Origin of the sequence: Rhizomicrobium palustre, assembly GCF_011761565.1 — a bacterium.
In the GTDB taxonomy this organism is placed as follows: Bacteria; Pseudomonadota; Alphaproteobacteria; order Micropepsales; family Micropepsaceae; genus Rhizomicrobium; species Rhizomicrobium palustre.
On the sequence record NZ_JAASRM010000001.1, the window covers coordinates 396,081 to 421,713 of the forward strand.

Sequence of the window (25,633 nt, forward strand, 5' to 3'; positions counted from 1 at the left end):
AAGTCGAATCGCCCCGGGGGCAAGCGGGCGCATCTGGGATGTCCATGCCGAAGCTGTCCACCTATGTCCTGAAACAGTTGCTCGGGCCCGTGGCGCTCTTCGCCTTCCTGATGACCGCGGTCATCTGGCTGACCCAGGCGCTGAGCCTTCTGGACAAGGTCATTAACCGTGGTCAGTCGGCCACGACCTTCGCCTATCTCACCCTTTTGGTGATCCCGAGCCTTTTGATCATCATCCTGCCGCTCGCCTTCTTCTTTGGCGGGCTTTACGCCCTGTCGCGGCTGCAATCGGATAGCGAGCTCGTGGTGATGGCCTCGGCAGGCTTCTCGCGGGCCCAAATGACGGTGCCAGTGCTGGTGGCGGCGGGGATCATCATGGTGGCGACCTATGCCTGCGGCCTCTATCTGATGCCGGCCGGCCAGCGCGCCATGAACGACAAGCTCTTCGACATCCGCGCCAATATCGGCGCCTCGCTGCTCAACGAAGGCACCTTCAACACCCAGACCAAGGGGCTGACGGTCTTCATCCGCGAGATCGACGATCATGGCGGGATTTACGGCGTCCTGGTGCATGACAACCGCAACCCGAAGGCGCCCGTCACCTATCTCGCCGAGAGCGGCCAGCTCTTGCAGACCCCGGCAGGCGCCCGGCTCTTGATGCAGAACGGCACCATTCAGTGGGCCCGTAAAAACGGCGCACGTCTGGAAGTCGCAAAATTCGAAAGCTATCCCTTCGATCTCGATCAGTTCGTCAACAAGAACCAGGCGATCGAGCGCAAGACCAGCGAGCTCTACCTGAACGAGCTGCTATCGCCGGATCCCAAGCTCAAGCCCAAGACACGCAAGGCCTATATCGCCGAGGCACATAACCGCCTCTCGGTGCCGCTCTATTGCATTCCCTTCGCGCTGATCGCGCTCGCCGCGGTGGTGCGGGGAAGCCGCGCGCGCGGAGCACATGTGCTGCGCCTGACGGCGGCGTGTTTTGCGGCGGTGGGCTTGCGTATCGCAGGCTATGGCGTGCAAGGCATGGTCGCCTCGAACAACAGCCTCGTCTTCCTGTTTTATGTCCTGCCGCTTCTGGGAAGTGTCGCAGCAATCCTGCTCTTGCGCGGCCTCCATCCCAAGCCTGCGCTGGCGGCGGAGGCGGCATGAGCTGGTCCTGGACTCTCTACCGCTATCTGGCGCGCCATTTCGCGGGCGGTATCGCCACGGTCTATGCCGGCTTCCTGCTGCTCGCCTTCTCCATCGATATGGTGAACCTGCTCAATCGCACCTCGGAGAACAACGTCTCCACCAGCCTGATCGCGGCCATGGCGCTGCTGCATCTGCCCGTGCTCGGCATCAAGATGCTGCCCTTCGCCGTGCTTCTGGGCGGGGTGTTCTGCTTTGTGCGTCTGTCGCGAAATCAGGAATTGGTCGCAACCCGCGCGGCGGGCGTCTCGGCCTGGGATTTCCTCTTGCCCCCCTTGGCGGTGGCGGTGGCGCTGGGCGTGGCGGTGGTGCTGGCCGCCACTCCAGTCTCCTCGGTGATGCTCAACCAGTTCGCGGCTCTGGAGGCCAAATACGTCAAGGGACAGGCCTCGCAATTGTCGGTCTCGGCCAATGGGCTGTGGCTGCGCCAAGGCACCAAACAAGCCCAATCGGTGATTCACGCCCTTTCGGTCTCCGACCAGGGGGTACATCTGGAAGATGTTATCGTCTTCAATTATGGCGCCAAGGACCACCTGGAAGGGCGGATCGATGCCAAAAGCGCGCAGCTCGGCAATGGCGCCTGGATGCTGAAAGACGCCTGGGTCTCCGGCCCGGACGGCATTCCGAAGCATTACGATCTCTATCCCCAGAAAACCACGCTCACCCCGACTCAGATTCAAGAAAGCTTCGCCTCGCCGGACACACTCTCCTTCTGGGCCCTGCCGCAGTTCATCCAGGCCGCGGAAAACGCAGGTTTCTCGGCGATCCGCTACCGGCTTTACCTCTATTCCCTCCTTACCCTGCCGGTGCTATTGGCGGCGATGGTCTTCATGGCCGCGAGCTTTTCGCTCAAACTTTCCCGCGCCGGAGGGCTCGGACGCGTGGTATTGATCAGTGCCCTTTCGGGCTTCGGCGTATATTTCTTCACGGATTTGACGCGCGCGCTCGGTCAGACCGCCATTCTGCCCGCCTGGCTTGCGGCCACGGCACCGGCATTGGCGGCCATTCTGATCGGCATGACGCTCGTCTTCCACCAGGAGGACGGATGACACCGCCCTTAAAAACCTTGTTGCGACGGATTCTGCTTGGCGGCGCGGCGATCACTGCCCTCACCCTTTCGGCGGCGGCGGCGGAAGAACGCGCACCTGCGAAAGACATGCTCCTGCAGGCCGATAAGGCCGATTACGATTCCAAGGCCAAGCGAGTCATCGCCTCCGGCCACGTCGAGATCGATTACGACGGCAGCATCCTCATCGCCGATAAGGTCAGCTACGACCAGAACACCGATGTCGTCACCGCCGATGGCAATGTCACGGTGATGGATAAGACCGGCAATGTCGCCTTCGCCAAGCATGTCGTCTTGAAAGACAAGCTGCGCGAGGGCGCGCTGACAGGCTTCGGCGCGCTGCTCGGCAGCCATGGGCGCCTCGTGGCGGCAAGCGCCGAGCGCAAGGAAGGCGGGCGCATCACCATCGCCAACCATGTCGCTTATACGCCGTGCAAAATCTGCCAGCAGGACGGCAGCAAAACCCCGGTGTGGCAGATCAAGGCTGTGCGGGTGGTGCATGACAACGAAAAGCACCGGGTCAAATTCACCGATGCCACGCTGGCCGTTTTTGGCATTCCGATCTTCTACACCCCGATCCTGACCGAACCCGATCCGACCGTGCATCACTCCTCCGGCTTCCTCCTGCCGGACGTCGGCAATTCGAGCGCCAACGGTTATTTCATCTCGATCCCTTATTACTGGTCGATCTCGCCCAGCCGCGACGCCACCTTGCAATCCACCTTCACCACCAAGGGCGGACAGGTGCTGGAAGGCGAATATCGCGAGCGCTGGAACGACGGCGGCATGTGGTTGCAAGGCTCCGTGGCGCATACGCCGAACGGCGGCACCAGCCAGGATCAGACCCAATACTATTCGCATTTGTTCGGCTCGGGCCGCGCCAAGATTGCCGAGAACTGGACCCTCGGCTACGACGCGCAGCTCACCTCCAATGACACTTATCTCAAGCGCTACAACATCTCCCAGCTTGACCGCTTGGTGTCGGATCTCTTTGTCAGCGGCGAACAAGGCCAAAGCCGCTTTGCCCTTTCGAGCTATTTCTTCCAGGGCTTGCGCGCTTCGGACGACAATCACAGCTTCGCCATTCCGCTGCCGCTTATCGAATACACCTACATTCCGATGCAGAAGCTGGCGGGTGGCCGCTTCCGCCTGGATGTGAATTCGGTTTCGCTCTATCGCCAATCGGGCGCCAACAATCAGCGTGTCACCGCCGAAGCAAGCTGGCGCTTTCCGCTGGTCACGCAAATGGGCCAGCTCTGGACCTTCCAGATCAATGCGCGTGGCGATGTCTATCACACCGATACGCCGCTGGATGGCGACAGCAGCCATTATGCGACGCGTGCCATTCCCTATATGGCGCTCGATTGGCGCTGGCCTTTCATCGCCAATCGCGGCGGGGGCCATTCCATCCTGCTCGAACCTATCGCCCAGGTCATCGCGCAGCCTTATGGCGGCAATTTCTCCAACGTCCAGAACGAAGACAGCCTGAACGTCGAGCTCGACGAGAACAATCTGCTCTCCTTCGATCAGGTGCCTGGCTATGATCTCGTCGTCTCCGGGCCGCGCGCCAACTTCGGCTTGCGCGCAGAGATGCGTTTCGATTCCGGATATGCCGAGGCGCTGATCGGCCAAGCCTATCGCCTGCACAAGGATCCGGGCCTGTCGGATATCTCCGGCTCGGGCTTCACCGACAAGCATTCCGACTTGGTGGGCCGTTTCAGCCTGAAATTCCCGCCTTACCTGGACCTTACCAATCGTCTCGACATAGATGAACAGACCGGTAATGTTTCGCGAGATGAAGTTTATGTCACCGGCACGCTGGGGCGCAGTTCGGTACGCGTTTCCTATGTGCAGTTGTCGGCGATGCGCGGCGTGCCCAACTTCGTGGAACCGGACGGCCAATTGCTCCCGGCCCGCCAGGAAATTACCGCCCAGATGGACGTGAATTTCTATCGTAACTGGCAGGCTTTTGCGGCCATCCGCCGCGATTTGAAGGCCGAACAGACGCTCGATAACGAATTCGGGCTTGGTTACGAGGATGAATGCCTGGGGATTTCCCTCGGCTACCGCCGCAAATACACGACCGACCGGGATTTGCGCCCCTCGACCAGCTATATTTTGCGGATAAAGCTTAAGACGACCGAGACGACGATCCAGCCGTTCAGCCTGTTTCCGCAAGATGTCTTCTCCTATGGGCGTCCTTGATCCGAATGCGGATTTGCTTATCCTCCGGCCCCTGTTAAAGGTTGGCCTTCATTGGGAAAAAACGTCCGGCCATGGCCCTGAAATCGCGTACCTTGCAAATTCGCAGCCTCGCCCCGGTTCTAGCGGCGCTGGCCGTTCTGGTGCCAGGCGTTATCGCCCCTCTGGGCGCCGCACCCTTGCAGCGCGAAGCGCGCGTGGACCCGGCCGCGGCGACCACGCCCGGTGCTGCCCCCGAAAAGGGCGAAGCCAAGGTGCCAGCCAAACCCAAGAAGCCGCATTTTCAGAACGGCATTGTTGCGCTGGTTAACGACACGCCGATTACCTCTTACGAATTGCAGCAGCGCATGGCGCTGGTGATGACCACCTCCAATATTCCGCGCACGCCGGAAATGGAGAAGAAGGTCCGCGATCAGGTGCTGGAGCAGCTCGAGACCGAGGTCTTGCAGCGCGCGGAAGCCAATAAGAACGACATCACCGTCTCTGCGGTCGAAGTCGACAAGTACATGCAGGAGATCATCAGCGAAAATCACATGTCGCTGGATCAGCTCAAGGAGATCCTGGCGCGCGGCAATGTTCAGCTCGCCACTTTCCGCGCTCAACTCGCAGCGCAAATTCAGTGGCAGAAGGCCGTGAACGAACACTTCCAAGGCCGTGTCACCATTTCGCCGGAAGCGGTCGATGCCGAAATGGCGCGTATCAAGGAAGGTGACAACAAGGCCCATTTCGCGGTCTCCGAAATCTTCCTCGCGGTGGAAAATCCCGATCAGGACGAGAAGGTGCGCAAGGATGCCGAAGGGCTCGTGACGCAGCTTAAATCCGGCGGCCAGTTCACCTCCATCGCGCGCCAGTTCTCGCAGAGCCCCTCGGCGGCGCAGGGCGGCGATATCGGCGTGGTGTTCGATGGCCAGCTTGCGCCCGAATTGAACAAGGTGCTCGCCACCATGAAGACCGGTGATATGTCGGAGCCGGTCCGTTCCACGGGCGGCTATTACATCCTGGTGCTGCGCCAGCGCTTCGAGCCGGAAGGCACCAAGATCGAAGACAAGAAGCCGACCGAAGCCGGCCTGCCCGCCACCCTGCCGCTTGGCCGCGTGCTTCTGCGCCTGCCGCCGAAGGCGCCGCAGGATTACGTCACCAAGGTGCTGGAAATCGGCAAGACGATCCAGAACGCGATCACCTCTTGCGACATGGCCGAGAAGACCATTCCGAAATCGGTGCCGGGCTCGCTCTATTTCGCCCTCGGCAATGTCCGCATGGCCGATCTCAACGAGAAGACCCGCGAAGTGCTGGGCAAGACGGAATCGGGCGGCGTTGCCGATCCCTTCCTTTCCGACGCCGGTATCGAAATCTTCGTGCGTTGCGATAAGCGCGAGATCAAGCAGGTCGCTTGGCAGAAGCCCACGCGCGAGCAGATCGAGCAGCAGCTTTTCAACGAGCAGATTTCGGCCCTGGCCCGCCGCTATAACCGGGACCTGCGCCGCAATGCCAATATCGAGACCCGCTGAGCCACTTCTTCTTTCCATGGGAGAACCGGCCGGCATTGGGCCGGAAGTGGCCGCCGCCGCCTTTCATGCGCTGGGCGGGGCCATTGGCGCGCGGGCGCTGAAGATTGTCGGCGATCCTGATGTCTTCGAAGGGCTCGACCTTCCCGCCAGCGCATTCATTGCGACCACCGCAAAAGCCAAGCGCCAGCCCGGCAAGCCCTCTCCGGATAACGCCGCCGCTACGGTGGAAGCGATTTCTCTGGCGGTATCGCTCTGCCAAAAAGGCGAGGCCGGCGGGCTCGTCACCGCGCCCATCAACAAGCATGTCCTGATGCAGACGGGCTTTGCCTATCCCGGTCATACCGATTACCTGCAGCATCTGACGGGCGCCAAGCGCGCCGTGATGATGCTGGCGAGCAAAGCTTTGCGCGTGGTGCCGATGACGGTGCATGTGCCGCTCGCATCCGTGCCGGGGCTGGTCACGCGCGAGGCCATCATCGAGACCGCCGAGATCACTCTTGCCGCCCTCCAGAAGGATTTCGGTATCGCGGCCCCCCGCCTTGCCATTGCCGGGCTGAACCCGCATGCGGGCGAGAATGGCGCCCTCGGCGGCGAAGAAGATGCGGTGATCGCGCCCGCTATTTCCGAACTTCGCGCGCATGGCCATCACGTGATAGGGCCCCTGCCCTCCGACACCATGTTCCACGAGGAAGCGCGCAAAGCCTATGACGCGGCGCTGTGCATGTATCACGATCAGGCGCTGATCCCGATCAAGACGCTGTCCTTCTGGGATGGCGTCAACGTCACGCTCGGCCTTCCCATTGTGCGCACCTCTCCCGATCACGGCACCGCCTTCGAGATCGCGGGACAAGGCAAAGCCGATCATAGAAGCATGCTCGCCGCCATCGCCATGGCTGGGGAGATGGCGGACGCACGGAACCAGCAAAAATGACCGATACCCTGCCGCCGCTGCGCGAGGTGATTTCAGCCCATGGGCTGATCGCCAAAAAATCGCTTGGTCAGAACTTCCTTCTGGACCTCAACCTCACCCGCCGTATAGCGCGCGCCGCCGATTGCGAAGGCGCCATCGTCTATGAAGTGGGGCCGGGACCGGGCGGGCTGACACGCGGGCTTCTCGATGAAGGCGCCAAACATGTCATCGCGGTGGAGCGCGACGAGCGCTGCATCGAAGCCCTCACCGAAGTGGCCCTCGCCTATCCCGGACGGCTGACGGTGGTGTCAGGCGATGCCATGAAGGTGGACGAAGCCGCGCGCCTTGCTGAACTCGGCATCGGCGAGAAAGTACGCATCGCCGCCAATCTGCCCTACAACATCGGCACCGCGCTTCTCATTAAATGGCTCACGGTGCCGGTCTGGCCGCCCTTCTTCGCAAGCTTGACCTTGATGTTCCAGCGCGAGGTCGGCCTTCGCATTGTCGCTCCTCCGGGCACGGAGCATTACGGGCGGCTTTCGGTGCTGGCCCAGTGGCGATGCGCCCCGAAACTTCTCTTTGATGTGGCCCGCACCGCCTTTGTGCCGCCGCCCAAGATCACCTCCACGATTGTGCGCCTCGATCCTTTGCAGGAACCAGTCGCAGAAGCGGAGCTGCCCATGCTGGAGGCCGTCACCGCCGCCGCCTTCGGCCAGCGCCGCAAAATGCTCCGCCAGAGCCTTAAAAGCCTGATGCCGCAGCCAGAAACCCTCCTGGAAGCGGCCGGAATCGCCCCTACGGAGCGCCCGGAGCATTTAACGGTTGCGCAATTTGCCGCTCTCGCGCGACAATTGGCAGGTGTGCGGTTGTAAGAGGTACAACGTATACGTACATCTCCGAGTTGCTGACGCCGCTACACGTCTGGCTATAGTTTCCTAGACGTTAATCGCAGCGAAAGCAGTTCCGGGGTTATATGCCTGCTAAGAGCCAAACCCGCTTGATCTGCACCATGGAACAGCTTCAGTCCTTATTGGCGCTGTCACCCGAGCCGATGCTGGTACTCGAGGCCGATGGCGTGATCGCCGCCGCGAACGACGCGGCCCTGCTGCTGCTTGGCTATATACAATCCGATCTTCTCGGCAAGCCTCTCGATACCATCGTGCCCTCATTCCGGCGCGGGCGTGAAAGCCTGTTCGCCAACCGCACCAGTGGCATGCAGGCTGGCGCGCTCGATCGTCTTGGTAAGGACGTTCCCGTCGAGCTCAGCTTCAACAGCATAACCCAGAACGGCACGGAGCGGGTTGTTTGCATCCTTCACGATATGCGCAAACACGCCGCCGTGACCGATCACCTGCGCAACACCAATGAGGATCTAGAGCGTCGCCTGCGCGCCGCCGACATCGACCTCAAGCGCGCCAACGAACATTTCAAGCTGTTCCTGAAACATGCGCCCGCCGCGATTGCCTTGCTCGACCGGCAGATGCGCTATCTCATCGTCTCCGACCGCTGGCTCACCGACTACGGTTTCACCTCGCGCGATTTGCATGGGCTTAGCCATTACGATGTCTTCCACGACATGCCGGAGCGCTGGCGCGAAACCCATAAGCGTTGCCTCGCGGGTGAGACCATCCGTTCCGACGAAGACAGTTTCACGCGCCGCGACGGCACCACCGAATGGCTGCGCTGGGAGCTGCAGCCCTGGTATGCCAGCGACGGCAAGATCGGCGGCATGCTGATCTATAGCGAGCTGATCACCGCGCGCAAACGCGCCGAACAGGCCTTACTGCAAAGCTATCAGGAACTTGAGCTGCGCGTCAGCGAACGCACCGCCGCCTTACAGGAATTGAAGAACGAAGCCGACCGTGCCAACGCCCAGAAATCCTGGTTCGTCGCCGCCGCAAGCCACGATCTGCGCCAGCCCTTGCAGGCCTCGCTCGCCTATCTTTCCGTGCTGGCCCGCAAGAGCGCGCATTACGACGATGAAGACCTCGCCGACCGGGCCCGCCAGCCCTTGAAAGCGATGAGCGACATACTCGATGTGCTGCTCGATATCTCCGATCTCGAAAGCGGCCATGTGAAGCCCCGGCGCGAGGATTTCTCCATCGCCGAGCTGATCGGACGCGTCGTCGCCAATACCCAGATGCAGGCGATGGAAAAGGGCCTGCGCCTTTCCTATATCCCTGACGATTTCATCGTGCACAGCGATCCCAAGCTCTTGGAACGCATCATCGCCAATTTCGTCATCAATGCCATCCGCTATACCGCCAAGGGACTGATCGGCATTTATTGCGAACAGGTCGGCGACAAGATTTGCGTCTCGGTGACCGATACCGGCATCGGCATTCCCGCCGAAGCCATCGAAGCGATTTTCGAAGACCATGTGCAGCTCGCCAATCCCGCGCGCGACCGCCGCAAGGGCTTGGGTCTCGGTCTCTCCATTGCGAAGCGCATTGCTGACAGCCTTGGCCACCGCATCTCGGTGCATTCCGAGCTTGGTTCCGGCTCGTCTTTCTCCATCGAGCTTCCTGCCGCGGAAAGCCAGTATGTGCCCGTCCCGGCCAAGGCGGAGTCGCCCGCCAGCACGCCGCGCACCAGCGAATATCCTGTGGTGCTTCTGATCGATGATGATCAGGACGTCGCCGAAGCGATGCAGATGCTGCTGCAATCCTATGATTGCGAGACCTATATGGCGGGCACACCCGATGCCGCGCTGGCGATGCTGGAATCCGGTCTGACCCCGGGCCTGATCCTGTGCGACTATCGCTTGCCTGGCGCCAATGGGCTTGATGTCATCCGCACCATTCGCCGCCGCCTCAACAGCAATGTCGCCGCTGTGTTAATGACCGGCGACACAGGTTTGAAGGCGATGCCGGAAGACATGACCAATTGCGCGCTTCTGCATAAGCCGATGGAAGTGGAAGCCTTCTTTGCCGCGATCGCAGGCCTTGATACCCGCGCGAACCGCTTTGCCGAGGCGTCTTGAAGCGTTAAGCTCGCGTTGAGATGAGCGTGTCACGCTCATGCGTCATTCGCGAAAGGCCATTACGATGGGCCACCCCAAATTGGGCGGAGAAGTGTTGCGTAACGCGCAAGAGCGCGCGCAATTGGAACGGCATTGGGAAATCCTCGGCGACGCCAAGCCGCCCAAGCCGCCGCATGGCAAGCACTATCACTATGTTGATGAACTCGCCCGGCTGCAATTCGAGCTTTTGAAGATGCAGGAATGGGTCCGCCTGCAAGGCCTGAAGGTGGTGGTCATTTTCGAAGGGCGCGATGCGGCGGGTAAAGGCGGCGTCATCAAGCGTATTACGGAGTGCCTTAATCCGCGCTCCTGCCGGGTCGTGGCGCTCGCCACCCCGACCGAAAAAGAACGCGGGCAATGGTATTTCCAGCGCTATGTCGAACAGCTTCCGTCCAAGGGTGAGATCGTGCTCTTCGACCGCTCCTGGTATAACCGCGCGGGCGTCGAGCATGTCATGGGCTTCTGCTCCAAGGACGAATACAAGGAGTTTTTGCGCGCCTGCCCGCTCTTCGAAGAGATGCTGGTGCGGTCCGGCATTATCCTGCTCAAATACTGGTTCAGCGTAAATGACGAGGAGCAGGAGAAACGCTTCCTCGAGCGGATGAAGAATCCGATCAAGCGCTGGAAGCTCTCGCCGATGGATATCGAAAGCCGCGAGCGCTGGGTGGAATATTCCAAGGCCAAGGATGTGATGCTGAAGCACACCGACACCAAACTCGCGCCTTGGTATATCGTCGATGCGGATAACAAGAAGCGGGCGCGGCTCAACTGCATCGCCCATTTCCTGCGGCAAATTCCGTATAAGGATCTAAAGCCGATCCAATTCGAACTGCCCGCGCGCCAGCCCGACAACAGCTATAAGCGCCCGAAAAAATCCGATCAGCATTGGGTGCCGGAGCGGTATTGAGAAAACTCCACCCTCCCTTTGAGGGTGGACTATCGCTTTGGGTTTACGAGCGCATGTTGTCATCCCGGACGCGCCCGCCAAGATCGTGTCATCTGGTACAAGGGCGCGATCCGGGACCCACTCAGAAATCTGAACATTGTCGAAGTGGATCCCGGCTCTACGTGCTCTCTGCTTCGCAGCGCGCACTGCGGCCGGGATGACAGTTTGAGTTGATCTCCAAAAGCCCTCAGCCGCCCTTCACCAGCCCATCGACAAAGCTCAAAAGGCCCGGCTGGCGGGTGCGCTTTAAGCGTTCGGCGGCGAGAATGGCCGTCACCTGGGTTTGCGCCACCGCGACATCATCGTTGACCACCACATAATCGTATTCCGACCAGCGGCTGATCTCGTTGGAGGCTTTGGCCATACGCTGGGCGATGACTTCGGGCGTATCCTCGGCGCGGCCACGCAAACGGCGCTCCAGTTCGGCGCGCGACGGCGGCAGAATGAAAACGCTGACCATGTCATCACCGGCGAGCGCCCGCAGCTGCTGCGCGCCCTGCCAATCGATATCGAACAGCACGTCCTGGCCGCTGGCGAGGGCCTCCATCACCGGCTCTTTCGGCGTGCCGTAGTGATTGCCGAAGACTTCGGCGTGTTCGAGGAATTCCTTGTCCTGCACCATGCGCTGAAATTCGCCCAAGCCCACGAAGTAATATTCGCGGCCATGGGTTTCGCCGGGGCGCGGAGAGCGCGTCGTCGCCGAAACGCTCATGGTGAGGTTGGGTTCGGATTTCAAGAGCCCGCGCGACAGGGTGGATTTGCCCGCCCCCGAAGGCGAGGACAACACAAACATCAAGCCACGGCGTTTGATTTCAACGGTCATTTACTACCACCTAATCGTCATGGCTTGACGGGCCATTTTCTTCTTCGTCATGGCCGGGCCTGACCCGGCCATCCATCTTATTACCAGCACCGCCCGGATGGCCGCCTCAAGGGCGGCCATGACGGTCACTCCACATTCTGCAACTGCTCGCGGAACTGATCGATCGCAGCTTTAAGGTCAAGGCCGATACGTGTCAGCGCGATGTCGGTAGACTTCGAGCACAGCGTATTGGCTTCGCGATTGAATTCCTGCGCCAGAAAATCGAGACGGCGGCCCACCGCATCACCCGCGGCGAGCAAACGGCGCGCTTCGGCGACATGGGCATTCAGCCGGTCGATTTCCTCGCGGATATCGGCGCGGGTCGCCAGCATCGCAATTTCCTGTTCCAGGCGCTCGCCCGACACCGTGCCCGGCGTCACAAGATCAGCAAGCTGCTGCTTCAAGCGCTCACGAATGGCGGCGGGCTGGGTGGCGGCGGCCTCACCGGCTTCTGTCGTCAGTCGCGCGATCTCTTCGATCTGGCCGTTCAGAATGGTGGCGAGCTTGGCACCTTCGCTGGCGCGCGCCTTGGCGAGGGCATCAAAGCACTGCGCCAGGGTTTCGAGAATAGCGGCATCGCGTTTCGCAAGTTCCTCGGCATCGGCGAGGATGCCTTCATCCTGCACCAAGACGCCTTTCAGCGCCAAAAGCCCATCGATACGCGCGGGCGGCAGGCCGGTTTCATTCGCCACTTCTTTGGCAATCTTGACGGCGGCAGCAAGCGCGGCAGCATCGACGCGAAGCCCGCGCGCCCCGAGCCCGGCATCGAAATTCAGCGAGGCCTGGATATTGCCGCGCTTGAAACGGCTGTTGGCGAGGGCGCGCGCGCCCGGCTCGATGCTTTCGAAACCGGGTGGCAGACGCAACCGCAGTTCCAGCCCGCGGCCATTGACGCTACGCGCTTCCCAGCGCCAGCGCGCCGTCTCACGCCCGCCGAGCCCTTCGGCAAAACCAGTCATACTGACGAGCGGCATAGAAAGCTCCCTTGATTTGGCCGGAACTTACAGCCTGGCCTCACTAGACAAAAGCCCTACCCTCCCCTTGAGGGAGGGTCGAATTTGCGAAAGCAAATTCGGGGAGGGGTATGTCGCGCCACCAAAGAATATGAGGAGGAACGGGCCGTTTTGGGATGCCATGCTAGTTCCAACACGGAGCTAAGCTTAGCAGACCTCGGCATACCCCTCCCCGAAAAATGCTCTCGCATTTTTCGACCCTCCCTCAAGGGGAGGGTTGAAATCCCGCTTACTTCCCCTGCCCGATATGGATCTTGCGCCAGGCGGCGACGTGGATGTTTTGCTGTTCCACGGTCTCGGCGAAGACATGCCCGCCGGTGCCATCGGCGACGAAGTAAAGGTCCTTCGACTCGATCGGATTAAGCACGGCGGCGATGGCATCCTTGCCGGGATTGCAGATCGGATGCGGCGGCAGGCCCGCGATGACATAGGTGTTGTAGGGCGTCGCCGCTTCGATCTCGGAACGGTTGATACGCCGCCCCAAAGGATAGCCCTTGGTGATGCCGTAAATGATGGTCGGGTCCGATTGCAGGCGCATGCCGATCTTGAGCCGGTTCATGAACACCGAGGCGATATGCGGGCGCTCCGACGGAATGCCGGTTTCCTTCTCCACGATGGAGGCGAGGATCAAGGCTTCCTGTTTGGTCTTGATGGGCAGGTTCGGCGCGCGATTTTCCCACAGCCGATCCAGCACCTCCTTCTGCGCCTTCTTCATCTTGGCGAGGAGGTCTTTGCGGGTTTCGCCGCGCTGGAAAAGATAGGTCTCGGGCAACAGACTGCCTTCCGCCGGCACCGCGCCCGCTTCGCCCAAAAGCACCGGATCATCCTTCACCAGATCATAGGCCATCTGGCTCGTCAGCCCTTCGGCGACGGTGAGCTTATGCTGGATGGATTTGCCTGCGATCAGGATATCCATGATCGCCTTCATCGAGGCGCGGTCGGGGATAGCGTATTCGCCCGCCTTCAGCGCCTTGTTGCGGCCGGTGGCATAAGCGGCAATCGCAAAAACTTCGGGATGATCAGTAACGCCCGCGTCCTTCAAGCTGTCGGCGATCGCCTTGGTGCCGATGCCGGGCTTGATCACGACGATGGTTTCCTTGCCCTCTTTGGCGACAGGTCCCGGCGCAGTGAAAGCGGCATAGCCCCATTCGATGATGCCCGCGATGAGCACACCGACAACGACAACAAACGCGATGAAGTTCTTCATAGGCGCCCCCCACTACGACTTACGGGCGCGCCTCGGCCTATTACGGACGCGCCAGAATCAAGCATGCATTCGTGCCGCCGAAGCCGAAGGAGTTCGACATCACGACATTCACCTCGCGCTTGATGGCTTCGTGCGGCACCAGGTTCAACTTGGTGTCGACGGCCGGATTGTCGAGGTTGATGGTCGGCGGAATAATGCCATCGCGCATGGCGAGAATGCAGAAGATCGCTTCCACAGACCCGGCCGCGCCCAAAAGATGGCCGATGGCCGATTTGGTCGAGCTCATGGGCTTGCCGATCGCGGCATCGCCCAGGAAGCGTTCCACAGCACCGGCTTCGATGCCGTCCGCCATGGTCGATGTGCCATGGGCATTGATGTAATCGATATCCGCAGCCGAAAAGCCCGACTTCTTCAGCGCCATCTTCATGGCACGGAAACCGCCATCGCCGTCTTCGGCCGGCGCGGTGATGTGATAGGCGTCGCCCGAGAGGCCATAGCCCTTCACTTCCGCGTAAATCTTGGCGCCGCGCGCCTTGGCATGCTCGTACTCTTCCAGCATCACCACCCCCGCGCCCTCGCCCATCACAAAGCCGTCGCGGTCCTTATCGTAGGGACGCGAGGCCTTTTCAGGCGTGTCGTTATAGGCGGTGGAAAGCGCACGGCAGGCGTTGAAGCCCGCGATGCCGATTTTGCAGACAGCCGCTTCCGCGCCGCCCGCCAGCATCAGATCCGCATCGTCCAGCGCGATCATGCGGGCCGCATCGCCGATGGCGTGGGCGCCGGTGGCGCAAGCCGTCACCACAGCGTGGTTGGGGCCTTTGAAACCGAAACGGATAGAGGCGTAACCCGAGACCAGATTGATGAGGCGGCCCGGAATGAAGAACGGAGACACGCGCCTTGGGCCTTTTTCGGCCATCAGCAACGTGGTCTCCGCAATTCCTTCGAGCCCGCCGATGCCCGAGCCGATCAGAACGCCTGTGCGCTCTTTCTCTTCCTCGGTCTTCGGCTCCCAACCGGAGTCGGCAACCGCCTGCGCCGCGGCAGCCATGCCGTAGACGATGAACTCGTCCACCTTGCGCTGCTCTTTGGGGTCCATGCCGGAATCAGGATTGAACGTTCCGTTCGTTCCATCACCTTTGGGGACCATGCAGGCGATCTTCGTCGCCAGATCGTCGGTATTGAACTTCTCGATGCGCCGGGCGCCAGACTTGCCCTGGATAAGGCGCGACCATGAGTTTTCCACGTCGCCCGCAAGCGGCGTGACCAACCCTAGCCCCGTCACGACTACTCTACGCATGAGTACCGACTATCTTTTGTTATTTGCCGCTCTGCGCATCGATGAAGGCGACCGCGTCCTTCACGGTGACGATCTGCTCAGCAGCGTCATCGGGAATTTCGATGCCAAATTCTTCTTCGAAGGCCATAACCAATTCGACCGTGTCCAGGCTGTCAGCGCCGAGATCGTCGATGAACGACGCGCCTTCGACGACCTTGTCGGGCTCCACGTTCAGGTGCTCGACGACAATCTTCTTCACGCGTTCGGCAGTATCGCTCATTGGTAGTCCTAAGCCTTTCCTTTGCTCTTCACACCGCGCTTGCATTCGCCTTGGCCTGCGGCACGGGCCCTCACAACACATTTACCGGTGGGGGTCAGCCGTTTCGTAACACAAAGCCTTACGTCCCGCCACAGGCATTAAACTATTGAAAACCCTGTCAGATCATCGCCATGCCGCCATTGACATGGAGAGTCTGGCCGGTCACGTAGGCCGCTTCCTCGCTGGCGAGATAGGCGACCGCACCCGCAATTTCGGCCGGAGACCCCATTCTTTGGGCCGGAATACGCGCCGAAATGGCTTCTTTTTGCTGCTCGTTGAGCACATCCGTCATCGCCGTGGCGATGAAACCGGGGGCGACGCAGTTCACGGTGATTCCACGGGTCGCGACCTCATAGGCCAGCGATTTGGACATGGCCGTGAGACCGCCCTTGGCCGCGGCATAATTACACTGACCGGGGTTGCCGATCGCGCCGACGATGGAAGTCACAGAGATGATCCGCCCCCAGCGCTTTTTCATCATGTTCCGCGTAACGGCGCGGGAAAGACGGAAGGCCGCGGTGAGATCGACCGCGATGACCTGATCCCATTCCTCATCCTTCATGCGCATGGAGAGATTGTCTTTGGTCACGCCGGCATTGTTGACCAGGATATCGATCGGCGCACCGGCAGCGGCTTCCGCCGTCTTGGGCAGCGCTTCGACCGACGCGGGGTCGGAAAGATTGCAGGTGGCGACAAAGGCGCGTTCCCCAAGCTCCGCCTTCAAGGCTTCGAGAGCCTCGGCGCGGGTGCCGGAAAGAACAACGCTCGCGCCCTGCGCATGCAGCGCCTTGGCGATGGCGTTACCGATCCCGCCGGAAGCGCCAGTGATCAGCGCGACCTTGCCGGTCAAATCAAACATTAAAGGGTCCTCGCGAAGGCTTCGATGTCTGCGGGGGTGTCGAGGCTGACGGTCAGAAGATCCTTGTCGATCCGCTTGACCATGCCGGTAAGCACCTTGTTGCCGCCGAATTCGACCGTGGTTTCGACGCCAAAAGAGCGCAAAGCGGCGATGCTTTCGCGCCAGCGCACGCGGCCCGTGACCTGTTCGACCAGAAGGCGGCGCACCGCTTCGGGCTCATTGGTTTCGGCGGCGATCACATTGGCGACAACCGGCGCCTTCAAGGGCGCGATGGTCACGGCGGCGAGCGCTTCGGCCATGGCTTCCGCGGCGGGCTGCATCATCGGGCAATGGAAGGGCGCGGAAACAGCCAGCGCCAGGGCGCGCTTCACGCCCTTCGCCTTGGCAAGTTCGCCTGCGCGATCCACCGTCGCCTTGCGGCCAGAGATCACCACCTGGCCCGGCGCATTGTCATTGGCGACGACGCAGACGGGATCAGATTCGGTCGCGGCCGCGACGGCTTCTTTGGCCACCTCTTCGGCGAGCGCAATATCGGCGCCGATCAAGGCATACATCCCGCCCTCGCCCACCGGCACGGCGGCCTGCATGGCGCGGCCACGGATTTTAAGGAGCTTCGCGGTATCGGCCAACGTAAAGGCCCCCGCGGCGCAAAGCGCGGAATATTCGCCGAGCGAATGGCCAGCCACGAGGCGGGCATGCTTGGCAACGTCAAGACCGCCTTCTTTCTCCAGCACGCGCAGAACCGCGATGGAGGCGGCCATGATGGCCGGCTGAGCGTTCTCGGTCAGAACCAGATCGGATTCGGGGCCTTCCCACATCAGCTTGGAAAGGTGCTGCGACAGCGCTTCGTCGACCTCTTGGAAGACCTCGCGCGCAGGCGCGAAAGCCTCGGCCAGCGCCTTGCCCATGCCGACAGCCTGGCTGCCCTGTCCCGGAAAAATGAAAGCCCGCGTCATACGCGTCCTTAAGATTTGCAGCCGCAAGCGAAGCGGCGAATGGGGGCGACACAAATCAAGGGCTGGAAGCTAAGTCAAGCGCGTCCAGAGGGTTGAAAGCTGAACTTGGCTAACGCGGACCAGAAATCCGGGCTTCATGACGCAGAATCATCCCTGCGCGCGGCCTGGGAGAGGGTGTCATTGCCATAAGCGGCCAGAAATACCCCCGTGATCCGCTTGGCTTCCCGTTCCAACGCCTCCGGTGCAACCTTTTCGACGGCATTCCACAACCTTTGAGTGTGAAGATTGCCCGCGGCGAGATCCAGGAAGCTTTCGGCGGCTTCTACTGGATCGCACAGACGCAACGTCCCATGCGCCATAGCCTCGGCGAAATAATGGGCGAGTCTCTCCGCCCCGCGCCGCACCGAGAGCTCATAGGTCTGTTTGCCCATCTCCGGGAATCGCCCCGCCTCGGCGATGATCAGGCGGTAGCCCGCGATGATGGTGTCGGACAAAAGCCCGTGGAGACAGCGGCGCACGAAATCCTGAAACGCGGCGGCGGTCGGCTCGAAAGAGAGCTGTGTCTTGAAAATCTCGTCATAAAGCTGCTGCGTCTCGCGATCGGTCACCGCGATGAAGAGCTCTTTCTTCGATGGAAAGTAGCTGTAGAGCGTGGCTTTCGATCCACCGACCTCGGCTGCGATGCGCGACATCGAGGTGCCCGAATAGCCATCCTGCAAGAAGGCTTCGCGGGCGATATCGAGAATGGCCGCGCGCCGTTCGTCGGGCGTCAGCTTGCGGCTTTCGGAAAGAGTGGGCTTGCGCCCTTCGACCATAACCATGACAGCCTTTTAACGGGCAAAGCCATCCTTGCGGTAGCCCTGCGGCACGCCGTTGCATTGACTTTGGCGCCGCAGATGATGTACTGTACCGTACAGTTGAAGGTTTGAATAGCTTTTGGAACGAACCTTCCTACGAGATACCGGCTCCAACAAGCCGGTCATTGCAAGGGCGGCGGCGATATTATCCCGCCATGGCACGTTTCCCCCAAAAAAACTGGCCTAGCCGCCCTTGCGATTTCTTTCGAACGCTCCCCCCTTTCCCGATTTGTCATGGCCCGCGACTGCGGGCCACCCAGGTCTCGCGGCTTTGCCCTTCCAGGAAAGGCCTGATTTTTCAGTGACTGGAATTGGGCAACACAATCTGGATGGCCCGCAGTCGCGGGCCATGACAATTGGGGCATAGAAGCCTCCTCATAGGGGGAGAGGTTTTACGCCCTCGCCGCCCTGCTCAGCGCATCATTGCCAAAGGCCGCGAGGAAGGTGTTCGCGATGCGCCCCGCCTCGGCAAGGATCATCGCCTCAGGCACCATGGTCACCACATTCCACACCCGCTTATCGCGCAGGAGCCCGCTTGCGAGCGCGATGAAATGCTCGGCGGCATGGGCGGCGTTGCAGCGGCGCAAATACCCCTCATCTATCGCGCGCGCGAAATAGGCGGTGAAGCGCACCACGCCCCGCTCCAGCGCCATAGCGTAAGCGGTATGACCGATTTCCGGAAAGCGGCCCGATTCGGCGACGATCAGGCGATAGGATTCCACCATCTCATCCTCCAGCATGGCGCCCAGCATCCGGCGCGCCAGATCGATGATGCGGGTTTTGAAATCGGCCCCAGCCGCCTCGGTTCCGAACACCGCATCAAGCAGCCGCGCCGTCTCGCGATCCGTGACCGCGACGAAGAGATCTTTCTTGGAGGGGAAGTGGTTATAGAGCGTGGTCTTGGAGCCGCCGAGTTCGCCCGCAATGCGCGACATCGAGGTGCCCGCATAGCCATCGCGGATGAAAAGGCGATGCGCCACATCGAGGATGAGGTCATGGCGCGCCTCCGAGCTGAGTTTCTCGCCGTCTTTCCCTGTAAACATGCCGCTGCCTTACCCGACGAGAATTTCTTGACTCTCGCGCGTTCCTGGTATTCGTACCGTACTGTATCGTACACAATCCGAGGTCTCCATGTCACGGGCGAAGTCTTCGGTACTCCAGGCGATTCTCGTCGGCTCGAGTCTGACGCTGACGGCTTGTGTGCCCGATCTTGGCCCCCGCCCCGAACTTGCCACCCCTGCGAAATTCGACAGCGCGCAAAGCCTCTCCGCTGAGACCGCGGCCTGGCCAGAAAACGCGTGGTGGAAATCCTTTGGCGATGCCGCGCTCGATCAGTTGATCGCCGACGCGCTGAAAGACTCGCCCGATCTGAAAATGGCCGCCGCGCGCGTCAAAGCCTCCGAAGGCGTGGCCGATGTTTATGGCTCGCTGTTGTGGCCGACGGTGGAAGGCAATGCCACCTTCATGGAGACCGAGATCACGCAGAACATCGGCTTTCCCGCGATGTTCCAGCCCTATCTGCCCAAGGGCTTTCATAACGCCGCGCTTTTGACGCTCGGCATGCAGTACCAGCTCGATCTTTTCGGGAAGAACCGCGCCAATTTCGCCGCCGCCCTCTCCACCGCCGAAGCCGCCAAAGCGGAGCAAGAAGAAGCGCGCCTGCAAATCTCGGCGGGCGTTGCCGCGCTTTATGCCGCCCTGACCCAGATTGAAGCCGATGGCGCCACCGCCGATGAGGCCATCCGCATACGGAGCGAAAGCCTGACGCTCGTGGAAAAACGTTTCGCGGCGGGACTGGAAAACGAAGCCAGCCGCTCGCAGGCCCGCGCTCTTGTGGAAGCTGCCAAGGTGCAGAAGGAAGCGGTGAATGCCGCCAATGCCCGCGTGCGCCATGCCATCGCCGCGTTGATTGGCAAGGGCCCCGATTACGGGCTTCAAATCAAAGTCATGCGCGCCCATCCCTTGCGCTCGTCGGGCCTGCCGCAAAAACTGAGCCTTGATCTTATCGGACGCCGCCCAGATCTCGTCGCCGCGCGCGCTTATGCTGAAGCCGCCGCCAAAGGCATCGATGCGGCAGAGGCCAATTTCTATCCCAATATCGATCTCACCGGGCTTTATGGCTTTGGCACGCTGGATGCGAAATCGCTGCTGAAATCCTCCTCCGAGATGGCAGGCATAGGCCCGGCCTTGCGGCTTCCCATTTTCGATTATGGCCGCAACACCGGCATCTATCGCGCGGCGGGCGCCAAATACGAGGCCGCGGTGGCGCTCTATGACAAGACGCTCGGCAATGCTTTGCGCGATGTCGCGGACGCCTATTCCAACCGCAAGGCGCTGGAAGGCGAACTCAGCCACGCCCGCAACGCCCTATCGGAAAGCGAGAACGCCTATCGCGTCATCCGCACCCGCTATCAGGCGGGCATGGCGCGCTACCTCGATGTCCTCGCGGTGGAAGACCGCCTCTTGGTGCAGCGCATGGCCGTGGCCGATTTCGAAGCGCAAGCCTTTGCCTATGACATTGCCCTGATCCGCGCCCTTGGTGGCGGATATAGCGCGAAGATGTGAGACCCATCATGGCCGACCAAAATCTTTCCGGCGCCCGCAAAACCTATTTCGCCTGGTTCGGTATCGGCATTGCCGTGCTGGCGGTAATCGCGATCGGCTATTGGTGGCTGGTGGCGAGCAATTACGTCTCCACCGAAGACGCTTACGTGCAGGTCTCCTCCGCGCAGGTGACGCCTCTTACCAATGGCCGGGTACAAGAGGTGCGGGTGCATGACAGTGAGGAGGTGCACCAAGGCGATGTGCTGGTGGTGATCGATCCCGCCGACGCCAAGCTCACGCTTGCGCAAGCTGAAGCCGCGTACGGCGCGATGACCCGCAAGGTGGAAACCTATTTCGCGGCGGCTGAAGCACGCCGGGCCGATTATCTGCGCACCAAGCTTGATTACGAACGCCGCCTGAAAATCCAGGGCACCGGCGCGATGTCGAATGAAGAATTCACTTCCGTCCGCGCCGCTTATGAAGCCGCCAAGGCCGCATTGGGCGCTGCCGAGGCCTTAACCCGCAACACCGATGTCGCCCATCACCCCGAAGTGCTGGCGGCGGCAGCGCAGCGCGATACCGCAAAACTCAATCTGGAGCGTACCGTGATCCGCGCGCCCGTCACCGGCATCGTGGCGCAGAGGAATATCCAGGTCGGCCAGATGGCGGCGGCGGGCCGCCCGGTGATGACGGTCGTTCCTGTCGCCGATGTTTATGTCGAAGCCAATTTCAAGGAAGACCAGCTCGCCCATGTGAAGAAAGGCCAGCCGGTCACGCTGATCAGCGATCTTTATGGCTCCAGCGCGAAGTTCCACGGCACTGTTGCCGGGCTTGGCGGCGGCACTGGCGCGGCCTTCGCGATCATTCCGGCCCAGAACGCCACCGGCAATTGGATCAAGGTGGTGCAGCGCATTCCGGTCCGCATCACGCTCGACCGCGATGAGCTGAAGGCGCATCCCTTGCGCGTCGGCCTCTCCATGAAAGCCACCATCGACGTGTCGAACTGAGGCCATGAGCGCGGGCGGCAAAAAAGAACCTTCGGGGTTTGTCCTCGTCGCCATTGTGCTGGTGCTGGCGATGGCGAACTTCCTCGCCATTCTCGACATCACCATCGTCAATGTGCTGGTGCCGCAGATCGCGGGCGGCCTCGCGGTCTCTTCCGCCGACGGGACTTGGGTGATCACCGCCTATGCCGTCGCCGAAGCAATCATGGTGCCGCTGACCGGCTGGCTCGCCGAGCGTTTTGGCCCCGTCAGGGTGTTTGTCACCGGCATTTTCGGTTTCGGCATTGTCTCGGTGTTGTGCGGCCTTGCCACCAGCCTGCCGATGCTGATCGTCTTCCGCATCCTGCTCGGCATGTGCGGCGGGCCGCTGATCCCGCTCTCGCAAACCCTCCTCCTGAAAGTCGTGCCGCAGAAGCATGAGGTCGCCGCCCTCGCCGTCTGGTCCATGACCACCATTCTCGCCCCTGTCGCGGGGCCAGCGCTGGGCGGCATCATCGCCGATCAATGGAGCTGGCCTTGGGCCTTCCATTTCAAGCTGCCGCTGGCTTTGCCGCTCGCCGCGCTCGCCTGGTATGTGCTCAAGGACCATGAAATGCCCACGATGAAATCCCGCGTCGACTTCGTCGGCCTTGGCCTGTTGGTGCTCTGGGTCGGCGCATTGCAGATCATGCTCGGCAATGGCCAGAACATGGATTGGTTCAATTCCGATTTCATTGTCGCGCTGCTGGTCACCACCATTCTCGGCTTCATCGCCTTTGTGATCTGGGAGATGACCGATACCAATCCCATCGTGAATTTACGCGTCTTCGCCAACCGCTCCTTCTCAGTCTCGATGGTGGTGATCGCGCTCGCCTACGGCGCCATGTTCGGCGCGGTGGTGCTGGTGCCGCTCTGGCTCCAGAACATTCAGGGCTACACCGCCACCCTTGCCGGCTATAACACCGCCTTCGCAGGCATCTTCTCGGTGATCCTGGCACCCATCACCACCAAGCTGATGACCAAATTCGATCACCGCCTGCTCATCATGGTGGGGCTGCTCTTCTGCGCCGGCTCATCCTTGATGCGCATCTTCTTCAATGGCGAGATGACCTTCGAGATGCTGCTCTGGCCGCAAGTGCTGCAAGGTCTTTCTTTCCCGCTGATCATCATTCCCTTGATGGACATGTCGGTCAGTTCCCTGCCGCCGAAGGATACTGCCGCCGGCGCGGGCCAGTTCAATTTCATCCGGACCCTGTCGGGCGCCATCGCCACCGCTGTGGTGGTCGCCGCCTGGGAGAACGCCATCAAATGGAACAAGGCGGTTTTGGTCAGCCGCGTTCGGCACGGCCAGGACATGATGGCGGCTTTACAGGCAGGTGGCTTCACTGAACAAAAAGCGCGCAGCCTCTTTGACCTGGGCGTGCTGCAACAAGCCGCGCAGCTAGGCACCAACCAGACCTTCCTCGCCATCGGCGTGGTGTTATTGTTCACCGCAGCCGCTGTCTGGATCGCGCCCAAGCCGCCACGTCATGCGAATGGGAAACCTCCAGTGGGGCATTAGTCCGCACACTGGGGGACGTATGTACGACATCCTGAAGGACTTCCTGGAGCGCCCCGAACCGTTTTCGGTCTATACGGCCGAAGATTTGTGGACGGATGAGCATATCTCCGAGCGCATGCTGCATCACCACTTGGATCCCGCGACCGATCTAGCCTCGCGCCGCCCGGAAAGCATCGACCGGCTGGTGCGCTGGATCGAATCCCGCCTCGGCCTTGCGGGGCAGCGCATTTGCGACCTTGGCTGCGGGCCTGGGCTTTATACCGAGCGGATGGCGATGTATGGGGCGAGTGCCTGCGGGGTGGATTTCTCCGAACGCTCGCTTAATCACGCCCGCTGGTCGGCGGCGGCCAAGCGGCTGAAGATCACCTATCACAAGGCAAATTACTTGAACGACGCGCTGCCCGGCTCCCAGCATGTCGTGACCTTGATCTATGGCGATTATTGCGCCCTCTCGCCGGGGCAGCGTCGCCATCTTTTGAAGCGTGTGCACGACATGCTTTTGCCGGGCGGGCATTTCGTCTTCGATGTCTTCTCGCGCGCCCAATTCGGACCTGTGGAAGAAGAATTTGTCTGCGAGCGAAATCTGATGAACAGCTTCTGGGCCGAGGGCGATTACATCGGCTTCAAGGTCACCCACCGCTATAACGAGATATATCTAGGCCTCGACCGCTATCTCATTGTCGAGCCGGGGCGCCAGCGCCAGATCTATAACTGGATGCAATATCTCTCGCCGCATCAGGTCGAGCTTGAGCTGAAACAAGCCGGGCTCACGCCGGTCGAGATTTTTGATCTCAACACCGGCGCCGGCTGGATCGAAAAAGCCCTGCCGTTCGGGGTGCTGGCAAAGCGGGGCTGATCCTAATCTCGTCATGGCCGGGCTCCGACCCGGCCATCCATATAGAAGCCACTCCAGCACATTTAATGTGCCAGATTTCCACGCTGTCTGGATGGCCGGGCCGGAGCCCGGCCATGACGAATAAGAAGATGCGCCCTTAAACCGCCACCGCGTGCACGGCTTTGCTTTTGGCGAGGTAGCTGTCGAACACGGACGCCACCAGGCGCACGGCGGCGCGGGCGGTTTGCGGCACCTTGAGCACCGCGCCATCGACCACCACAAAGCCTTCCTGGATCAGCGGGGCAAGTGCCTCCATCTCAGCCGGGAAATCGCCCGTAGACTTGCCGAAAGCGCTGAGATCGACCTCTAGGAAACACATCAGCTTTTCGATGATGCCACGGCGGAGCTTGTCGTCTTCCGACAGCGCGATACCGCGCGCCACCGGCAATTCGCCCGCTTCCACATCCTTGCGCCATTCGGGCACTTCGGGCTTGTTCTGCACATAGCCTTGCGGCAGCGCGGAGATGGAGGACGCCCCCAGCCCGATCAGCGCCGGCGCGTCATCGCTGGTATAGCCCTGGAAATTACGTTGCAGGCTGCCGTCCTTCATGGCGATGGCCATGGAATCTTCCGGCACCGCGAAGTGATCGAGCCCGACCGCGACATAGCCCGCCGATGACAGCAGCGAATGGGCGAGCTCGAACTGCTCGAAACGCTCTTCGGCCTGGGGCAACGCGTCTTCCGGGATGAGCTGCATGTGCTTCTTGAAATGGGGCACATGGGCATAGCCGAACACCGCGAAACGCTGCGGCTTCAAAGTGAGCGCAAGTTCAATGGTGCGCGCGACATTCGCGTTGGTCTGATGCGGCAAGCCATAGATGAGATCGATGTTGAGCGAAGCAACGCCCGCCGCGCGCAAGGCATCCACCACCGCCTTGGTCTCATCATAAGGCTGAATGCGGTTGATCGCCTTCTGCACTTTGGGGTCGAAATCCTGCACCCCGATGGAGGCGCGGTTCAGCCCGCATTCAGCGAGCGCCGTGATCATCTCCTGTTTCATGCCGCGCGGATCGATCTCCACCGCGAATTCCGCATCAGGGGCGAAATCGAAAGCCTCGTCGAGGGCCTTCTTCACCTTGCGCACATCATCGGGCGCCAGCATGGTCGGCGAACCGCCGCCCCAATGCAGATGCGTGACCTTGTGGCCCTTCACGAGAGGACCCATCGTGGCGATCTCGGCGAGCAGGTTCTGCAAATAGGACTGCACCGGCGAATAACGGTTCACCACCGTCGTATGGCAGCCGCAGAACCAGCACAGCGTGTCGCAGAACGGAATGTGCAGATAAAGCGAGAGCGGCAGGCCTTCAGGCAGATTGGCCAGCCACTCGCGCATGGTTGCACTCGTCACACCGGGATGGAAATGCGGCGCGGTGGGATAAGAGGTGTAACGCGGCACGCGTGCAGAGAAGAGATCGACTCGAGTGTTCATCATCAGGCCATTACGAAGCTGAGGTTTA

The 25,633-nt window shown here is 61.0% G+C and carries 22 protein-coding genes; 12 read left to right on the forward strand and 10 right to left on the reverse strand.

Annotation, left to right across the window (positions count from 1 at the left end):
• Window positions 1-44 precede the first annotated feature (44 nt).
• From lptF to ppk2, 8 genes are all read left to right on the forward strand, one after another.
• Window positions 45-1,151, forward strand: coding sequence for an LPS export ABC transporter permease LptF (gene lptF / locus FHS83_RS01685; protein WP_167080240.1), 1,107 nt, complete (start codon window positions 45-47; stop codon window positions 1,149-1,151).
• Window positions 1,148-2,239, forward strand: a complete 1,092-nt coding sequence (lptG, locus tag FHS83_RS01690; protein ID WP_167080242.1) for an LPS export ABC transporter permease LptG — start codon at window positions 1,148-1,150, stop codon at window positions 2,237-2,239. The genes lptF and lptG overlap by 4 nt, the downstream gene beginning before the upstream one ends.
• Window positions 2,236-4,461, forward strand: coding sequence for an LPS-assembly protein LptD (locus tag FHS83_RS01695; RefSeq protein WP_167080244.1), 2,226 nt, complete (start codon window positions 2,236-2,238; stop codon window positions 4,459-4,461). The genes lptG and FHS83_RS01695 overlap by 4 nt, the downstream gene beginning before the upstream one ends.
• 71 nt (window positions 4,462-4,532) lie before the next feature.
• Window positions 4,533-5,966: a peptidylprolyl isomerase gene (locus FHS83_RS01700; protein ID WP_167080246.1), complete on the forward strand. Its 1,434-nt coding sequence runs from the start codon at window positions 4,533-4,535 to the stop codon at window positions 5,964-5,966.
• 16 nt (window positions 5,967-5,982) lie between these two features.
• On the forward strand, window positions 5,983-6,897 hold the full coding sequence (gene pdxA / locus FHS83_RS01705) for a 4-hydroxythreonine-4-phosphate dehydrogenase PdxA (RefSeq protein WP_208414180.1): 915 nt from the start codon (window positions 5,983-5,985) through the stop codon (window positions 6,895-6,897).
• Window positions 6,894-7,748 (forward strand): 16S rRNA (adenine(1518)-N(6)/adenine(1519)-N(6))-dimethyltransferase RsmA, encoded by an 855-nt coding sequence (gene rsmA / locus FHS83_RS01710; RefSeq protein WP_167080250.1) that lies wholly within the window; start codon window positions 6,894-6,896, stop codon window positions 7,746-7,748. The genes pdxA and rsmA overlap by 4 nt, the downstream gene beginning before the upstream one ends.
• 101 nt (window positions 7,749-7,849) lie before the next feature.
• On the forward strand, window positions 7,850-9,859 hold the full coding sequence (locus FHS83_RS01715) for a hybrid sensor histidine kinase/response regulator (protein WP_167080252.1): 2,010 nt from the start codon (window positions 7,850-7,852) through the stop codon (window positions 9,857-9,859).
• Between the two features lie 37 nt (window positions 9,860-9,896).
• On the forward strand, window positions 9,897-10,805 hold the full coding sequence (ppk2, locus tag FHS83_RS01720; protein WP_167080254.1) for a polyphosphate kinase 2: 909 nt from the start codon (window positions 9,897-9,899) through the stop codon (window positions 10,803-10,805).
• A gap of 226 nt (window positions 10,806-11,031) precedes the next feature.
• Here the strand turns inward: ppk2 and gmk are convergent, their stop codons facing one another.
• The 9 genes from gmk to FHS83_RS01765 form a co-directional block, all read right to left on the reverse strand.
• The gene (gene gmk / locus FHS83_RS01725) at window positions 11,032-11,667 is read right to left on the reverse strand and encodes a guanylate kinase (protein WP_167080256.1); all 636 of its coding nucleotides are present in this window, start codon (window positions 11,665-11,667) and stop codon (window positions 11,032-11,034) included.
• A 125-nt stretch (window positions 11,668-11,792) separates the two neighbouring features.
• Window positions 11,793-12,680 (reverse strand): YicC/YloC family endoribonuclease, encoded by an 888-nt coding sequence (locus FHS83_RS01730; protein WP_167080258.1) that lies wholly within the window; start codon window positions 12,678-12,680, stop codon window positions 11,793-11,795.
• A gap of 268 nt (window positions 12,681-12,948) precedes the next feature.
• Window positions 12,949-13,926 carry an endolytic transglycosylase MltG gene (mltG, locus tag FHS83_RS01735; RefSeq protein ID WP_167080260.1) on the reverse strand — a complete coding sequence of 326 codons (978 nt, stop codon included), beginning with the start codon at window positions 13,924-13,926 and terminating at the stop codon, window positions 12,949-12,951.
• A gap of 40 nt (window positions 13,927-13,966) precedes the next feature.
• Window positions 13,967-15,223, reverse strand: coding sequence for a beta-ketoacyl-ACP synthase II (gene fabF, locus FHS83_RS01740; RefSeq protein ID WP_167080262.1), 1,257 nt, complete (start codon window positions 15,221-15,223; stop codon window positions 13,967-13,969).
• Between the two features lie 19 nt (window positions 15,224-15,242).
• A complete protein-coding gene (locus FHS83_RS01745) occupies window positions 15,243-15,482 on the reverse strand; it encodes an acyl carrier protein (protein WP_167080263.1) in 240 nt (79 codons plus the stop codon).
• 157 nt (window positions 15,483-15,639) lie between these two features.
• Complete coding sequence (fabG, locus tag FHS83_RS01750) at window positions 15,640-16,380, reverse strand: 3-oxoacyl-[acyl-carrier-protein] reductase (RefSeq protein WP_167080265.1); 741 nt, start codon at window positions 16,378-16,380, stop codon at window positions 15,640-15,642.
• Window positions 16,380-17,336 carry an ACP S-malonyltransferase gene (gene fabD, locus FHS83_RS01755; protein WP_167080267.1) on the reverse strand — a complete coding sequence of 319 codons (957 nt, stop codon included), beginning with the start codon at window positions 17,334-17,336 and terminating at the stop codon, window positions 16,380-16,382. Before fabD ends, fabG begins: the two co-directional genes overlap by 1 nt.
• A 134-nt stretch (window positions 17,337-17,470) precedes the next feature.
• On the reverse strand, window positions 17,471-18,157 hold the full coding sequence (locus FHS83_RS01760) for a TetR/AcrR family transcriptional regulator (RefSeq protein WP_167080269.1): 687 nt from the start codon (window positions 18,155-18,157) through the stop codon (window positions 17,471-17,473).
• Between the two features lie 428 nt (window positions 18,158-18,585).
• A complete protein-coding gene (locus FHS83_RS01765) occupies window positions 18,586-19,236 on the reverse strand; it encodes a TetR/AcrR family transcriptional regulator (RefSeq protein WP_167080271.1) in 651 nt (216 codons plus the stop codon).
• Window positions 19,237-19,324: 88 nt separating this feature from the next.
• Between FHS83_RS01765 and FHS83_RS01770 the strand changes: the two genes are divergently transcribed.
• From FHS83_RS01770 to FHS83_RS01785, 4 genes are read left to right on the forward strand one after another with little or no spacing between them, the layout of a single operon-like run.
• Complete coding sequence (locus FHS83_RS01770; protein WP_167080273.1) at window positions 19,325-20,758, forward strand: efflux transporter outer membrane subunit; 1,434 nt, start codon at window positions 19,325-19,327, stop codon at window positions 20,756-20,758.
• Between the two features lie 8 nt (window positions 20,759-20,766).
• Entirely contained in the window at window positions 20,767-21,744 is a 978-nt protein-coding gene (locus FHS83_RS01775) for an HlyD family secretion protein (protein WP_167080275.1), read from the forward strand.
• Between the two features lie 4 nt (window positions 21,745-21,748).
• Window positions 21,749-23,281 (forward strand): DHA2 family efflux MFS transporter permease subunit, encoded by a 1,533-nt coding sequence (locus tag FHS83_RS01780; RefSeq protein WP_167080277.1) that lies wholly within the window; start codon window positions 21,749-21,751, stop codon window positions 23,279-23,281.
• 19 nt (window positions 23,282-23,300) lie between these two features.
• Window positions 23,301-24,137 carry a class I SAM-dependent methyltransferase gene (locus FHS83_RS01785; RefSeq protein WP_167080279.1) on the forward strand — a complete coding sequence of 279 codons (837 nt, stop codon included), beginning with the start codon at window positions 23,301-23,303 and terminating at the stop codon, window positions 24,135-24,137.
• A 136-nt stretch (window positions 24,138-24,273) separates the two neighbouring features.
• Here the strand turns inward: FHS83_RS01785 and hemN are convergent, their stop codons facing one another.
• Entirely contained in the window at window positions 24,274-25,608 is a 1,335-nt protein-coding gene (gene hemN, locus FHS83_RS01790; protein WP_167080281.1) for an oxygen-independent coproporphyrinogen III oxidase, read from the reverse strand.
• Window positions 25,609-25,633: the final 25 nt, after the last annotated feature.